This is a genomic window from Streptomyces sp. R-74717, assembly GCF_047305335.1.
GTDB lineage: Bacteria > Actinomycetota > Actinomycetes > Streptomycetales > Streptomycetaceae > Streptomyces > Streptomyces atratus.
On record NZ_CP102361.1, the window covers coordinates 8143996 to 8158947 of the forward strand.

10 protein-coding genes and 1 pseudogene are annotated in these 14952 nt (G+C 70.8%); 4 read left to right on the forward strand and 7 right to left on the reverse strand.

Going from position 1 to position 14952, the window contains the following annotated elements:
- Positions 1 to 23: 23 nt before the first annotated feature.
- From NRF20_RS37455 to NRF20_RS37465, 3 genes are all read left to right on the forward strand, one after another.
- On the forward strand, positions 24 to 548 hold the full coding sequence (locus NRF20_RS37455) for a DoxX family protein (protein WP_413754007.1): 525 nt from the start codon (positions 24 to 26) through the stop codon (positions 546 to 548).
- Positions 529 to 1266, forward strand: coding sequence for a YoaK family protein (locus NRF20_RS37460; RefSeq protein ID WP_398632536.1), 738 nt, complete (start codon positions 529 to 531; stop codon positions 1264 to 1266). The genes NRF20_RS37455 and NRF20_RS37460 overlap by 20 nt, the downstream gene beginning before the upstream one ends.
- Before the next feature lie 186 nt (positions 1267 to 1452).
- A complete protein-coding gene (locus tag NRF20_RS37465) occupies positions 1453 to 3192 on the forward strand; it encodes an MFS transporter (RefSeq protein ID WP_413754008.1) in 1740 nt (579 codons plus the stop codon).
- Positions 3193 to 3212: 20 nt separating this feature from the next.
- On the opposite strand, the pseudogene NRF20_RS37470 reads toward NRF20_RS37465, so the two are convergent.
- From NRF20_RS37470 to NRF20_RS37480, 3 genes and pseudogenes are all read right to left on the reverse strand, one after another.
- Positions 3213 to 4205 (reverse strand): annotated as a pseudogene (locus NRF20_RS37470) (helix-turn-helix domain-containing protein); the annotation flags it as partial.
- 49 nt (positions 4206 to 4254) lie between these two features.
- Positions 4255 to 5241, reverse strand: a complete 987-nt coding sequence (locus NRF20_RS37475; protein ID WP_398632538.1) for an alpha/beta hydrolase — start codon at positions 5239 to 5241, stop codon at positions 4255 to 4257.
- A gap of 119 nt (positions 5242 to 5360) precedes the next feature.
- Positions 5361 to 8195, reverse strand: a complete 2835-nt coding sequence (locus NRF20_RS37480; RefSeq protein ID WP_398632539.1) for an AAA family ATPase — start codon at positions 8193 to 8195, stop codon at positions 5361 to 5363.
- Positions 8196 to 8459: 264 nt separating this feature from the next.
- On the opposite strand from NRF20_RS37480, the gene NRF20_RS37485 reads away from it, so the two are divergent.
- Positions 8460 to 11234 carry an AAA family ATPase gene (locus NRF20_RS37485; protein ID WP_398632540.1) on the forward strand — a complete coding sequence of 925 codons (2775 nt, stop codon included), beginning with the start codon at positions 8460 to 8462 and terminating at the stop codon, positions 11232 to 11234.
- Positions 11235 to 11576: 342 nt separating this feature from the next.
- On the opposite strand, the gene NRF20_RS37490 is transcribed toward NRF20_RS37485, so the two are convergent.
- From NRF20_RS37490 to NRF20_RS37505, 4 genes are all read right to left on the reverse strand, one after another.
- Entirely contained in the window at positions 11577 to 11726 is a 150-nt protein-coding gene (locus NRF20_RS37490; protein WP_398632541.1) for a hypothetical protein, read from the reverse strand.
- A 601-nt stretch (positions 11727 to 12327) separates the two neighbouring features.
- The gene (locus NRF20_RS37495) at positions 12328 to 12981 is read right to left on the reverse strand and encodes a DUF4232 domain-containing protein (RefSeq protein ID WP_398632542.1); all 654 of its coding nucleotides are present in this window, start codon (positions 12979 to 12981) and stop codon (positions 12328 to 12330) included.
- A gap of 16 nt (positions 12982 to 12997) precedes the next feature.
- The gene (locus NRF20_RS37500; protein ID WP_398632543.1) at positions 12998 to 13507 is read right to left on the reverse strand and encodes a MaoC family dehydratase; all 510 of its coding nucleotides are present in this window, start codon (positions 13505 to 13507) and stop codon (positions 12998 to 13000) included.
- A gap of 370 nt (positions 13508 to 13877) precedes the next feature.
- On the reverse strand, positions 13878 to 14852 hold the full coding sequence (locus tag NRF20_RS37505; RefSeq protein ID WP_398630752.1) for a hypothetical protein: 975 nt from the start codon (positions 14850 to 14852) through the stop codon (positions 13878 to 13880).
- Positions 14853 to 14952 lie beyond the last annotated feature (100 nt).

Genomic DNA, 14952 nt, shown 5'->3' on the forward strand with positions numbered 1-14952 from the left:
ACGTCAGGAACAGGCAGGAACGAATGGACACCGGACTGTTGGTCCTCCGACTGGTGGCGGGGCTCCTCATCGCCGGGCACGGGGTGCAGAAAATCAGTTTCCGCCTCGGCGGCAACGGCTTGGCGGGCGGAACCGAGGAGTTCCGTCACGACGGCTTCCGCGGCGGCAGGCTCACCGCGCTTGCCGCGGGCGGCAGCCAGATCGGCGCCGGCCTGTTCCTGGCGGCCGGTCTGCTCACTCCCGCGGCGGCGATGGCCGCCATGGGGGTGATGACGGTGGCCGGCACCGTCAAATGGCACAACGGGCTCTGGGTCCAGAACGACGGCTACGAGTACCCCATGGTCCTCGTCGTGGCCTCCGCGGTCCTGGCCCTCACCGGACCCGGCCGCTGGTCGGCCGACCACGCACTCGGGCTGACCCCCTGGCCCCTGTGGGTCTCGGTCGTGGCCATCGTGGTCGGCCCGGTGAGCGGACTGCTCACCCGTGTGCTGCTGCATCGTCCCTCAGTCAAGGAAGGAACAACTCAGTATGCGCAAGCTGCTGACTGACGCGGCCCGCACGCTGGCTCCGCCCAAGGGGGACAGGCACGGCCCGTTGCCGCCGCTCATGCTGATACTGACGGTGGCGACCGGCCTGGTCGACGCCGTCAGCTATCTGGGGCTCGGGCACGTCTTCGTCGCCAACATGACCGGCAACGTGGTATTCCTCGGGTTCGCCCTGGCAGGTGCCGACGGCCTGTCCGTGCTCGCCTCCGTCGTGTCGATGGCCGCGTTCCTCGTCGGCGCGCTGGCGGGAGGCCGGTTCGGCACCCGGTTCGCGGAGCACCGCGGGCGGCTGCTGGCCTTTGCCACGGCGCTTCAGGCGTTGCTCGTCGCCGGGGCGGTCATCACGGCCGTGGTCTCGCACGGCAGCGTGACCACCGAGGTCCGTTACGCCCTGATCGTGCTCCTCGGGCTCGCCATGGGGCTGCAGAACGCGGTCGCCAGACGCCTCGGGGTCCCGGACCTGACCACGACCGTGCTGACCCTGACCCTGACGGGACTGGCTGCGGACTCCACCTCGGCGGGCGGGGCCGCACCCCGGCCCGGCCGGCGGATCCTGTCCGTACTGGCCATATTCCTCGGAGCCCTCGCCGGCGCCGTGCTTCTGGAACACACCGGACTCGTCCTGGTCCTGGTCCTGACGTTGGTGCTGCTCGTGGTGACGTCCGCGGCTGCCCACCGCCTCTCGGCCTCCGACGCCCCCTGGGTCAAGCCGCAGGCGTGAACTCGGTGCCGGCCCCGCAGGGAGGGGCCGGCACCCTCGGGCAGTGAGCTGCGGGACCACAGACGCTGCACTCTCAGCCGACGGGCACCCGCGACCGTCCTCGCGGCCACCCTCGGCCATGCCCGCACGGCACCCGGGACACCGCCGGAAGCAAGGTGTCCGTGCCCCGTACCGGTAGGGACCGACGTGAACACCGCACTGTCACCGAAAGACTTCCCGGAGTCCGATTCAGCCTGGGCCCCGCTCGCGGCCCGTGTCTTCCGGGCGCTGTGGATCGCACAACTGGTTTCCAACATCGGCAGTTGGATGCAGACCGTGGGCGCCCAGTGGCTGCTGATCGGCCACGACGCCGCCCTGGTGACGCTCGTCCAGACCGCGTCCAGTCTCCCCGTCGTGCTGCTGGCTCTGCCTTCCGGCGTGCTGGCCGACCGTTTCGACCGTCGTACGGTGCTGCTGGTCGCTCAGTTCGCCATGCTTGCCGCCTCCACCACGCTGTCGGTGCTGGCGTTCGCGGACGCGCTCACTCCGGCTTTGCTGCTCGGTCTCACCTTCCTGCTGGGATGCGGCACCGCTCTGATGGGCCCGGCCTGGCAGGCCATCCAGCCGGAACTCGTGGAACGCCGCCAGTTGGGGCAGGCGGCCGCGCTCGGCGCCGTGAACATGAACCTCGCTCGCGCCCTCGGCCCGGCACTCGGGGGAGCGGTGGTCGCGGCAGCGGGCGCGGGCTGGGTCTTCGCCTTCAACGCCGCCTCCTACCTCGGCACCGCGGCCGTTCTCGCACTGTGGAGACGGCCCGGGGCAAAACCGCCGACTGCGCAGGGCGAGAAGCTCCTGACGGCTCTGCACGCCGGCCGCCGTTACGTGTGGAACGCGCCCGGCGTCCGCCGAGTCCTGCTGCGCACGGTGCTGTTCATCCCCGGCGGGGCCGCGCTGTGGTCGCTGCTTCCACTGGTCGCGAGCCGCTCCCTCGGCCTGGGCTCGGGCGGGTACGGGGTGCTGCTCGGTGCGGTCGGAGCCGGTGCTGTGAGCGGGGCCTTCGCGCTGCCCGCGATCCGCCGCGCTCTGGGCGTCAACGGCACTCTGGCCGCAGGGGCCCTCGTCTTCGCCGGAGTCCTGGCGGTACTGGCCACGGTCCGGGTCCCATGGCTCGCGGCGGTCGTGCTGCTGCCCGCCGGTCTGGCCTGGATCGGCGTGCTGTCCACCCTCAACGCGGCCGTCCAGGCACGGCTGCCCGGCTGGGTCAGGGCCCGGGGACTCGCCGTCTATCTCCTGGTCTTCCAGGGCGGGCAGGCGCTGACGGCACCCCTGTGGGGTGCGCTGGCCGACGGGCCGGGGCTGACCGTCTCCCTTCTGGCAGGCAGTGGTCTGCTGCTGCTCGGCGCGGTGAGTGTGCGCCGCTGGCCGCTGCACGGCACGGACGGCATCGATCCGTCCCCGTCCGACCACTGGCCCGTTCCGCCCCTGGTGTTCGAACCCGGACCGGCCGACGGCCCCGTGCTGGTCTCCGTCGTGTACCGGATCGCGGCCGCGAACAGGGCCGCCTTCATCGAGTGCATGGACCATGTGGCCCGTTCACGCCGGCGCACGGGAGCCCTCACCTGGGGCCTCTACCAGGACGGCAGCGATCCGGGCCGGTTCGTCGAGAACTACCTGGTCGCGTCCTGGTCGGAGCATCTCGCCCAGCACCACAGCCGGCTCACGGCCACCGACCGCCGTCACGAGGAGAGGGCCCGCCGACTGCTCGTCGAGGGCACCGCACCGGAGGTGACCCATGCCTTCGACGCCGCCGCGGGACCCGTGGTGCCCGAGACGGGCGACGCGATGACAACCCCGGGGCGTCGACGCCCACCGGGAGAACGGCCAGGAACGGGCACGTCCGAGTCAGCCCACGCCGAAGCCTGCCACTCACTGGGCGACATGCCATAGGCGGCCCGGAAGACCCGGCTGAAGTGTGACGCGCTGGCGAAACCCCAACGGTGCGCTACGGCGGCCACGGCGAGCCTGCGATCCGGTGCCCGGCCGAGTTCGTACCGGCAGGCCTCGAGCCGGCGCAGTCGTATCAACTGACTCACTGTCGTGCCCTCGCTCTGGAAGAGCTTGTGCAGATAGCGGACGGAGATGTGGTGGGCGAGCGCGATCGACTCCGGCGACAGATCCGGATCGGTCAGATGCAGTTCGATGAAGGTCCGGATGCGTGAAAGCGTCTGCGCACCGACGCCTGAGGCGTCGGCCTGCTCCCCCTCGACGAACCCCGTGACGAGTGCGGCGAGGAGATCCACGGCGTTGCGGGCGAGCCGGTAGCCGGTGTGCGACCGGTGGAACGCCGTCTCGGAGGCGAGCGCGGACAGGAAGTTCGACACCAGTGCCCCCACACCCTCTCCGCAGCGCAGGGGCACCCCCATGACCCGGCGCAGGTCGGACTCGGCGACCTCCAGGCGGCGTCGCGGCACACGGAAGACCGTCATCCGGAACGGATCGCCGAAGCGCGGGGAGTCACGCACACCCGCATCGCAGAAGACGATGTCGCCCGGTTCCAGGAAGACCTCGCTTCCGTCGTGGGGGACCGCGACCGGACCGTGGACATGCAGGGCGACGTACAGGACTTCCTCATCGCCGGCGTCCGACAGCCATGGCAGGACGGGGGCGCGTTCCTCGTCGGAACGCAGGACGGAGGTCCGCAGAGAGCCGAGACCGTCCGTGCCGGTCACTTTTCGACGATGCCCGTGCGGTCCGGAACTCCGGCGGCCGGTTTCCCCACTGGGCGCGGGCCTTCGCGGCGCCGTCCTTTGCGCCGCGTGTGACATCGGCGCAGAACTCGTGGACAGCATCTCACCGCGCCGCCTCGCGGTGGAGTCGAGGCCGGGGCCGCCGTTCTCCGTGAAGGAACCAAAGATTGCTGACATGCCTGCAAGCGTGACTTTGTGCAAGGGTAGACGCATCAGTCGGCCGACTGGTCTGCGCTCTTTGCCCGGCGGGCCTGGCCGCCTCTCAGTTCAGCAGCCTGCGCAGGAAAGCAGCGCCCTGCCGTACGGCCGCCCGCGTCGGCAGGCTGTCGCGCAATGCCGTCAGGGACACGAAGTCGTGGACCGTGCCCAGGAAACGGGCCGCGGTCACCTCCACGCCGGCACGACGAAGCCGATCCGCGTACTGTTCCCCCTCGTCCCGCGTCACGTCCGCCTCCGCCGTGATCACCAGCGTCGGCGACAGCCCCGCAAGCCCCGCGAGGCTCGCGCGCAACGGAGACGCGGTCGGTTCGGCCTGCTGCCGGGGATCAGCGGTGTACTGCTGCCAGTACTGGCGCAGGGCCTGCCGGGTGAGCAGGTACCCAGTGGCGAACCGCCGCTGGGAGGGGCTGTCGCACTGTGCGTCGGTGATCGGGTAGTACAGCAGCTGGGCACGAATCCTCGGGCCGCCGCGCGACTTCGCCATCATGGTGAGCGCCGTGGCCATGGTGGCGCCGGCGCAGTCCCCGGCGGCCACCAATCGGTCCGCGTCGAGACCGAGTTCGCCGGCCTGCCGGACCACCCAGGTCATCAGGGCGTAGCACTCCTCGATGGCCACGGGACAGCGGGCCTCGGGAGTGCGGCTGTACTCGGGGACGACAGCGGCCACGCCCGCGCTGAGCACGAGCTCGCTGATGAGCCGTGCGTGGGTCTGCGCGTCTCCCAGCATCCACCGGCCCCCGTGGACGTAGAACATGGTGGGGAGCGGTCCTCTTACGCGGGCTGGTCTGAAGACCCAGAAGCCCACCAGCCCGGACGGTCCCACGGGCGCCACATGGAAGGTGGCGTCCACCTCGAAGTCCTCGACCCGGTGGACCTGGGACTCCCTCAGCGCCTGCCGGCCGTCGACCGGACCCAGCTCGTGCAGAAGCGGCGGGGCCGAGGACGCGTCGACGAGCCGTTGCACCAGCGGATCGAGAACCACGGAGGACGGACACTCCCCGCCCCTGTCCTCACCGGAGTCCCACTCCATCCGGTACACCTTTCGCTCGGCCCTCTGGGCTCCGGTTCGTCGCCCAGCAGCCAAAGGAGGATGAACGCTGGTACACCTGCCCGTCGGCCCCTGACGCCACGTCTGCTGCTTCGCGCACGTCACCCGTCGTGCAGCAGAATGTCGCGAAGCTGGTGGCGGCTGCTGATGCCGAGCTTGGGATAGACGTTGTAGAGGTGCGAGCCCACGGTACGCGGCGAGAGGAACAGCCGTTCGCCGATCTCCCGATTCGACAGGCCGTTCGCCGCCAGCCGCGCGATCTGCTGTTGCTGAGCGGTCAACTCGGCCAACCGGTCCGCCGACGCGGGAGCGGGGGCGACCCCGCTCGCACGCAGCTCGCTGCGAGCGGAGGCGGCAAGATGCCGGGCGCCCAGCCGGGTAGCGACTTCCAGAACCGCGGTCAGCTGTGCGCGCGCTTCCAGGGGCCTTCTGCGCCTGCGCAGCCAGATCGCACAGTGCAAACGAGCCTGGGCCCGTTCCAGGGGCCACTTGTCCGCCTCCGGGTTGACCAGGGCCAGCCGGAAGTGGTGCTCGGGGTCGGCATCGTCATCGACGAGGGCCGCCGCATGGTGCATGAGCAGTGTCATCCGTGTCGTCGGCCGGGGGCCCTGGCGTTCTCGCACTTCCCTGAGGATGCGCGCCGCCTCCTGCTGCCGACCGACCCGCTGGGCGGCGGCGGCCAGCTCGCTGATGCAGCGGGGGGAAAGAAAGGGATCAAGAGGCGAGCCGTCGTCCCGGAAGAGAGCCCGCAAGTGCCGGAAGGCACTGTCCCCGTCCCCGAGGGCCATCGCGGTCAGACCGCATGCCCGCAGCATCCGGGCATGTGTGGCCCGGTTCTCGTCCAGGCTGACGGAGCGCCAGTTCGAGCCGATGAACTGCACGCCCGATACGCTCTCGCCGAGAAGTGCGCGCAGGGTCGCTCGTAGCGCTTCGAGGTCCATCCCGACGCGAGTCCACCGGTGGACGACGGCGTGAGTGAGGCCCTCCTCGATCAGTGTCCCGGCCTCCGCCCAGCGCCCGATGCTCAAGAGTGTGTCCACCTGGGCCGCGAGGGTCCACGCGCGCGTGCCCAGGGCTTCTTGCCGGCGAAGCAGCCCGTCTGCCTGCCGGAACTGCTCCGCGCACACGTCCGGCACGTCGGCGTAGTAGGCGACCGAGGCGGTCGCCATCAGCCGGATCAGCCGGCCCCGACCGCCGGGGGCGCTGAGACGCGGGATCGTCAACCTTCGCAACGCGCTGTCGGCGGGGGCTGCCGGCTCGATTCCGGTCGACACGAGTGCCTCCAGGGCCGCGAGGACGTCAGGCCCGGCGAGCTCGGGAAAGAACCGGTCCTCCTGTCCGCACCGGTCCTTCTCGGTTCCTGCGGCCCGTACCGCCTGGTCGAGCAGTCGTGGCAACTGCTGCCGATGCTCGGGGAGTCCGGACTGGCAGGCGATTCCCGTGGCGAGTGCCGCCAGGGCGAATGCAGTTGTGCTGCTGCCCGGGGGTGTGTGCTGTGACGCGCTGAGCAGGAGGTCGAAGGCCTCCCGCTGGAACGAGAGCAGCGACAGCGCTCCACTCAGCGCGCAGGCTGCGCCGTACATCAGGTCCGGGTCACGGGTCACGCGGGTGAGTAGCGCGTACAGGTCGCGCACCCATGCCGGGTCTCCGAAATCGCTCGCGGCGGTCAGAGCTCCGGCGAGACGGCGGGCCCGGTCGTGGTCGAGGGGACTGAGGCGCGCGGCCTGTTCCAGTGCCTTTGCCGCAGTGAAGTACTCTCCCTCCTGCTCAGCGGCGGTGGCGACGCCCTCCAGTGCCGCGGCCACGGACTCGTCGGGACCGATGGCCGCTGCGGCCAGATGCCAGGCTCGGTGTGACGGGTTCTGCCCGCGCACGGCGGCAAGATCGCGATGGGCCTGCTGACGCTGTTTCGCGTACTGACGGTGGAAGGCCGCTGTGCGGATCAGGGGGTCGCGGAAGGCGAGACGGCCGTCCGCGATCGTGACCAGGCCGGATTCCTCCGCCGGGACCCACACCTTCAGGTCCTGCGTGCCCAAAGCGGCCATGACAGTCGTGAGTTCCTCATGGTGCGAGGCCGCCGCCGCGTAGAGCAGTGCGCGCTGTGTGCCTTCCGGCAGCGCGCCCAGCCGTGCAGCGAACATCTGCTGGATGCGCGAGGTCTGCTGCGGTTCCCCACCTGCCAGTGACGGCCCGGTGCCGCCGCGCGCGGCCCGGCTGAGCTCGATGACCGACAGCGGATGGCCCTCCGCTTGCCGGAGGAGGTCCAGCCTGGCCCTTCCGGTGGGTGCACCGGGCTGCGCATCCAGAAGCCGGGCCGCCGCCCGCCGCGACAGCGGCCCGAGACACAAGACGGCGAGATCCGCAGGAGCCCCGGCCGGGGGAGCCTCTCCGCGTGCGGTGAACAGCACGGTCACAGCCCGGTCGGTCAAGCGTCGCGTCACGAAGAAGAGGACCTCCATGGAGTCACGGTCGCAGTCCTGGATGTCGTCCACGGTCAGCAGGACCGGCCTTGCCCGCGCCAGGTGACTCAGCAGTGTCAGGACCGCGGCGCGCAGCACCTTTCCCTCCGGCGGCCGGGCGTCCGGAGCCGGCCCAAAGGTGGTGCGAAGCGCCAGCCGCTGGTGCTCCGGCAGTGCATCGAGCTCGCCGAGCACCGGGAGGAGGAGCTGGTGCAGGGAGGCGAACGGCAGCGGTCCCTCCGATCTCCAGCCCTGCGCCGACAAGACCCGGGTTCGGCGTCCTCTGGCCTTCTCCTCGGCAACCCGGAGCAACTGGGTCTTGCCGGTGCCGGCCTCCCCCAACATGAGCAGAGCGTGTGGCGGGTCACAGGGCTCGTCGATGGACCGCAGAATCCGGTCGACCTCCGTCTCTCGGCCGATCGGCAGCGTGTCACTCAGCCCTGAGCGGTCGGGGCCGTCTCCCTCATCGGCGGCCACTGCGCCTCCTCACCTCGAATCCCCCGCCGCATTCCGATCAGCCGAAACCACGGACGAGATCGCTGTCGGCATGCCGATTCGGATGCTGTCAGGGATGCGGGAATGCGCGCTTCTGTCATGTGACCAGTTACGTGCGCCTGCCGAGGGAACGAACTCCTGGCCGGTCCATGCGGTGGGCCTGGCAGGATGCAGCCAGAGCGATGAGCACGTTCGTCGCCTGTGCGCCCGCTCCGCCAGGCGGACGGTTGGAGGAAAGTGGAGAGCATGGACTTCGGCACCGAGCCGGCACCCGAGCTGGAGATCCTGGGCAGGGATCACGAAAAGTCCCGGATCAGTCAGCTGGTCGACGCCGCGGACGGGAGTGGCCCGAAGGTGCTCGTGCTGACCGGCGAGCCGGGGGCAGGCAAGAGCACCCTGGTGGACTGGGCTGCTTCGCAGGCCGTGGCTCACGGTCGACGCGTGCTCCGGGTACGAGGCTGCGAAGGCGAGAAGGACCTTGGTTTCGCGGGAGTGCACCAGCTGCTGCGCCCGGTACTCGCGGGTGTCGAGCGGCTCCCCTCACGGCAGCGCGATGCCTTGCGCTGCGTATTCGGCATGGATCAGGCCGACGGATCGCAGGTGCCGGACCCGCTGCTGATCAGGCTCGGCGTGTTGACGCTGCTCTCGGACACGGCGACGGAACAACCGTTGCTGATCATCGTCGACGACGCCCAGTGGCTGGACGTCGGCTCGCTGGACGTGCTCGCGTTCGTCGCCCGGCGCCTCGAAGACGAACCCGCCGCCATGCTGCTTGCCGCACGTGACGAAGCGGTACCGGTGCGCTTCGACCGCGACTTCCCGCATCTGACGGCCGGCCCCCTGAGCCGAGCCGCGGCCGGGCTCCTGCTGGACGCACAGCCGCATCCGCCACGGGGCCGGGTCCGGTCCCAGATCCTCCAGCAGGCCGCTGGGAACCCGCTGGCTCTCATCGAGCTCACGCGAGCGTTTGCCAAGGATCCAGGCAGCCGCGACACCGGCTCGAGCGGCTCGCTGCCCCTCACTGCCCGGCTGGAGCAGATCTTCGCCGCCGACCTGCCCACCCTGCCGCACGCGACACAACGGGTCCTGCTCCTGGCAGCGGCCGCCGGCACCACGCAACTCTCGGACGTTCTCCGCGCCGCCCCGGACATGGACGGGCCCCAGATCTGGCGTCCTGCTGAACAGGCCGGGCTCGTGCGCGTCGAGGGCGGGCAAGTCCGTCTGCGCCACCCGCTGGTCCGCTCCGCCGTCTACCAGGCCGCCTCCTTCGCCGAACGCCGCGAGGCCCATCTGGCGCTCGCCGCCGCCCTCGCGCATGAACCCGATCGCCGCGCCTGGCATCTCGCCGCAGCCGCACCCGGCCCGGACGAACAGGTCGCCGGCGCTCTGGCGGAGAGCGCGGAACGCTCCCGGCACCGCGGCGGGCACGCGGCAGCGGCTGCCGCACTGGAACGCGCCGCCGAACTCACCCCGGAGCCGGAACTGCGGGCCTGCCGCCTGCTCGCCGCAGCCAAGTCGGCCATGTTCGCAGGGCACCCGCAGTGGGTCGGTGAGATCGCGGCCCAGGTCGATGCCCTGACGGACGATCCGCAGCTCCTCGCCGAGGCGTCTCTCCGCGCCGGGTGGTCACTGGCCGTCACCCTGCGGCACGACGACTCCCTGGCCTTCCTGCTGCCCGTGGCCGAGTCCATGGCCACACAGGCCCCCGCCCTTGGGCTGAGCGCTCTGGGAACGGCAGCGACCCCGGCATACAACTCCGGCGACGCCCGCTACCGGAACGAAATCCACCGAATCAGCGAGCTCATAGCGCCGCAGCCGGACGAGACCGACCGCGTGTGGCCCCATGCGGTCAGCCGCCCGTTCACGGACCGCGAGCGGGTTCTGAAGAACCTGCCCCAGGCAGTGGACGCCATGCCGGACGGCTCTCTGACCGCCCTCGTCTCGCTCGGCGCCTCGGCCTGGATACTGGACGAAACCGACGAGGCCGTGCGTCTGCTCGGCCAGGCCATGGACCAGCTGCGACGGACTGCGACGGCCGGTACCAACTGCACCGTCGCGCAAGTCCTCGCCCTCGCGCTGTTCGAGAGCGGGGACTGGACCGCGTCGCAGTCCGCCGCCGAGGACGCCTTCTGGATGGCGACAGAGGCAGGCGCGGACAATGTCACCGTGGGATCACCGCTCCTCCAGGCCACGCTGCGCGCCGCCCGCGGGGACCACGCAGGAGCGCGGGCGCAGGCGGACGAGGCCGTCCGCGGACGCGACCTGCGCAAGACCCGGAGCCTGTACGTGCGTCACCGTCACGCGCTCGGCATGGCAGCCCTCGCCGAGGGCGACCACAAGACGGCGTACGAGCAGTTCCGCCAGGCCTTCACCCGGGACTTCCACCCTGCACCCGTGCACTACCATGCCTCCCCCTACTGCCTCGCCGATCTTGCCGCCGCCGCCGTCCGAGCCGGACGGGCGGATGACGCGCGCACCGTGCTCCGCGCCGTCGAGGGGACCCTTGGCGAGTCCCGCTCCGCTCGCCTGGAGGCGATCGTGCACCGTGCCGCGGCCCTGCTGAGCGATCCTGACGACGCGGAGACCCATTTCCGGACGGCGACCGACCCGGCCGGTGCTCGATGGCCTTTCGAGCACGCCCTCGCGCACCTGGACTTCGGCGAGTGGCTGCGGCGCCGCCGGCGAAGCGCCGAGGCCCGCCCTCTGCTCGGCACCGCCCTTGAGATCTTCGAGCGGCTGGACGCACGCCCCTGGATCGAGCGCACCGCTGCCGAACTCCGCGCGGCGGGTGTGGTCGTGGCGCCTTCGGCAGCGCCCGAAGCCGTGGCCGACCTGACGCCGCAAGAACTGCAGATCGCCCAACTCGCCGCAGAGGGCCTGACCAACCGGGACATCGGTGCCCGGCTCTACCTGTCTCCCCGCACCATCGGCTTCCACCTGCACAAGATCTTCCCCAAGCTCGGCATCACGGGCCGCGTCCAACTGCGCGATGCCCTCGGCCACGTTTCGCGGCCGGACTGACTCGGCGTGTGAGTGCCCCTGCCGGGCCGGTACCACGGCCGTCTCCTCGGCGTCGAGTGCGCCGTCTCCGACGGCCAGGTGCGCTGCCTGCCGGTGGCCCGGACGTAGACGGAGCCGGTGGTTGTGGCCGAGGGCATCGCGCCCCGCCGCCGTCGGAACGTCCGGACCGGCGGCGTCGGAGGCGGAGCGGGATCGGTGACATCAAGGCGGGAGTACCGCATGGGCATGGACCGCCGGCACCGGCAGTCCCGGTCCTGTCCCCGTCGGACGCGCTGCCGGGGACAGGACCGTTTCATGTGCTCAAGCCACGGCCGGTGACCGGACCACGGCCGGTGCCGCAGTTCAGTTCGGCGCGGATGCGCAGTCGACGCTCATAAGGTCGACCGCGTCGGCCTTCGCCTGCATGCGCTTGTCGTTCGGGTGCAGATGGTCGCCATTGTCGAAGAGCGGAAGCCGTGCACTCTCGCGGTCGGCATCCCGCACATCGGGCACGGCGCCGACTCCTCCCGGGTTCGCGCCGATAAGCGGATCGCTTCGCCCTCGTCTGCCACATCCTCGACGGCCAGTGCTGACAACCCCGAAAACACGGTCTCCACAAGGGAGTTGACTTCTCGCGTGGACGCCCCTGGTCACGCTTCGGCACCACCGATTACGGGACAGCGCCGCTCGTTTGACGGGGAAGCGCCGTTGGGGTGTGGAGAGGGCGGGTACCGGCGCCTGGGATGTCGGTCACCGGGGCCGTTGGTTGGTATTAGCGGTGGCCTGCGCGGTGGTGGCCCCAGAAGTAGTCGTCGATGCAGGGCCTGCGCATCCGCGGTGGACCATGCGGCCGGCCGCTCGGCGGGGCAGCAGAGAATCGCCGGCTTTCACCTGCGTCAGCCCCGGCGTGGTCGTCGAGTTACTCGGCGGCCCTGCATGACCGAAGCCGCAGACGCCATCCGGTACAGCTACAGCGTCTGCGCACCGATCCCGCCTCTCGGGTGTCAGAGATTCAGCCGGAAGTCTCCGGCGCGGCAACCAGGGCCTGGAGTATGTGTGTCAACCCTGGCAGCCAGCGGCAACTGGCCGCATCCCGCTCCCGCGCTCGGCGGAGTCAGGTGCCATTGCCTGGCATGAGGGGGCTCACCCAGGGCACCGACGCCTTCCCCGTGTTGGAGACCTTGCCCCCGGTCCAGCGGACCGAGATCGGAGCAGTCTCGTCGGGAGGGGTGACGAGCAGGGCGGCCGGTGTGACAGTGGTGGCGCCAGTAATCGCCGGATTGGTGTAGGCCAGCGTCGACCAAGCGCTTTCTCCCGGGCTGAGCGTCACAGCCTGTTCCTGCTGATCGGTGGCTCGCTCGGGGTCCGGGGTGACGGCCTCACCGGCGCCGTTGACGAACGCCACACCCGGGAAGCCGTACAGCGTGCAGGTGCGGCGGGATCCGTTGGTCAAAACGATAGCGAAGCCTGACTGCCCGGCGCCGGGACGGTTGGGGCCGAGGGACGCCCTCACTTCAGAGGTATGGCAGCGTCTCACCGTCGGTACGATCGGCGATGGCGCCGCCGTCCGCGTGCCGCCGGACGCGGTCGGTGTCGGCTCGCTGGAGGGACGGGAGGTGCCGCTGTCGACGGACCCCGGGCCGGTTACGGACGACGTCGGGGACGTGGAGCCAACCGCAGGCGGGCCCCCGTCCGGTGTGTGGCTCGTGCACCCGGTCAGCGCGGCACAACAGGCGAGCGCGACAAGGAGGGTTCTACGGTGCGTCACGTTGCTTCCTCAGGATTCACTGACGCCGCAGGAGGTACTTGTGCTGGCCGGACAGCACAAGTACGCCGCGTTGGTTGTGGATGGTGGCCGCGGTGACTACGACACCGTTGTCGCCCTGCGGCTCCAGGCCGGTGATGGTGAGCGCCGGGTACAGGGTGTCTCCGGAGTGCACTTCGGCCAGGAAGGTGCAGGACAGTTCGAGGAAGCTGATGAACACCTCTCCGATGAAGTGGGGGAACAGGGTGGCGCCCGGCGCGGTGAAGGCGAGCACCTGCAGGCCGTGTACCACCGGTGCCGAGTGGCCGTGCCTGCGTGCCCATTCGGCGTCGTAGTGCACCGGGTGGTTGTCCGCGGAGACTGTCTGGAAGGCCGCGGCGTGGGCGTCTGTCAGGGTGCGGCTGGGGGCTCGGAAGACTTCGCCGATGCGTAGGTCCTCGAAGGTTCTGGGCGGGACGACCAGGAATGCATCGGGGTCGAACGCGGGCGGTGCGGCGGCTGCCGCCTGCTGCGTGTCCTGCTGGTCCATCAACTCTGTCCTCTCGTCCGGTGTTGGGGGCTACCGCGTGCGGCGGCCGCGCCGCCCGCTCGTCGTGCGGCGGATCCGATGGCCTAGGGGTCCCGTGCCGCCGCACCGGGCAGGTGCGGCGGCACGGGCGCGCGGCCGGCTTGGACCGACCGGCAAATGGGGGGCGGCGTCGCGGGGCTGGGCACGCACTCCCCCAAGGCCTTAAGGGCCAGGGGGGACCCCCTCCGGCGTTGTCGTCAATCACCAACTTCCCCAAGCTCTCGGCTTCGCTCGAGCAGGGGAGACCCCATCGCGTTGGCTCAATCCTCCGCCTTGCAGCTGCACGCACCCAGCCCCGCTCCTTCTCCCACCCCCCATTTGCCGGTCGGTCTTATTGGGCGGGGTTGATCCGGGCGGCCAGGAGGTTGGGGTCGTTGTTGGTGAAGTAGGCGCCGTTGGCGATGTAGGCCGTGTTGCCGCGTACGGCGAGCGAGGTCGGGTTCTCCAGCCCGTCGGCGCCGGTCAGCACGACGGTGTGGTTGCCGTCCGGCCTGACCAGGGCCACCTCGTTGTCCGCGTTGATCGCGGCCAGGAGGGTGTCGCCGCGGCCCGTGAACGCGAAGTCGTCGATGTTGATCAGGCCGGTGGCCCGGGTCTCGACGGGGCCGGCGGTGCCGTACCGGGTGACCGGGATGCGCAGCACGGCGCCCTTGTCCAGGTTGGACACCCAGACCGCCCCGTTGTGGATTTTGATGCCGTTGGCTCCGAGGAATCCGGCGGCGGCCAGTTCGGGGGCGGTGGCCCACGGGGTGGGCGTGCCCCCGGTGACGGGCACCCGCCAGACCGTGCCGAGGACCGAGTCGGCCACGTACAGCCGGCCTTCGTGCCGGTCGAGGGCCAGGCCGTTGGGCAGGCCGTCGGCCGGGAGCGCGGCGATGCGTTGCGGGGCGCCGCCGGGGCGCAGGCGCCACAGGCCGGTCAGGTCGCTGCTGCCGGTGGCGTACAGGAAGTACAGGGTCCCGTCGTGGGCACGGACGATTCCGCCGAGGAAGGGCGAGGAGAGGGCAGGGGTGTCGGCGCCGGCCGGAGGCTGGGGCAGGGTGGCGAGGACGTGCACCCGGCCGTCGGGGTGGATGCGGGCCACCTGGCGGCTGAAGGCGAAGGTGACGACGGCGCTGCCGCCGGGCTCCAGGGTGATGTTCTCCGGCCGCTGCCCGGCGGCCATGTCCAGGTGTGCCACGAAGCTCACGTCCGGCTTCGGGGCGGCGGTGGCCACGGTCGTCGGGCCGGCCGCGGTCATGGCGAGGGCCGCCGCCACGGCCGAGGCCAGGAGGCCGGTGCGCGTCCCTGTCAGGAATCTGGGCATGTGGGATCTCTTCTCTTTCTCTCTGAATTGCAGGGGGGTGGGGGGTCGGCGGGGCCTCGCTGCTGGGGCGGCCGGTGCGCCGGGCGCTTGAGACGTCAGC